1 protein-coding gene is annotated in these 396 nt (G+C 57.3%); it reads left to right on the forward strand.

From position 1 onward, the window contains the following. Positions 1–396: urea transporter (locus GHO32_RS26245; RefSeq protein ID WP_178113957.1), on the forward strand; the 396-nt coding region annotated here is incomplete at both ends.

Below are 396 nucleotides of genomic sequence, written 5' to 3' on the forward strand. Positions count from 1 at the left end.
CTGGATGGCAGCGCACTGCCTACACCGGCACTGGCTCATCCGCTGGTACAGGACAGCGACCTGGCGTATTCAGCCTCGCAGTTTGTGCACAGCACGCTCTATGGCATTTCTGAAGTCTTTCTGATCAGCAGCGTGATCGCCGGCCTGCTGTTTCTGATCGGTCTGGCCGTGGAGTCATTATGGGCCGCTGTTTTCGCTATCTGCGGCACAGTTCTGGCGGTACTCACGGCCATGTTTTTGGGCGCTGACCAGGCCAGTGTCAACAACGGCATGTACGCCTTCAGTGCCGTGCTGACTGCCATTGCGCTGGGTTCGACCTTCAACACGCCGAGTTGGCGCGTGCTGATTTATACAATCGTCGGCGTCATTTTCACTGTCTTTGTGCAGGGTGCCATG

Source organism: Pseudomonas sp. FSL R10-2189, assembly GCF_009600325.1.
Taxonomy (GTDB): domain Bacteria; phylum Pseudomonadota; class Gammaproteobacteria; order Pseudomonadales; family Pseudomonadaceae; genus Aquipseudomonas; species Aquipseudomonas helleri.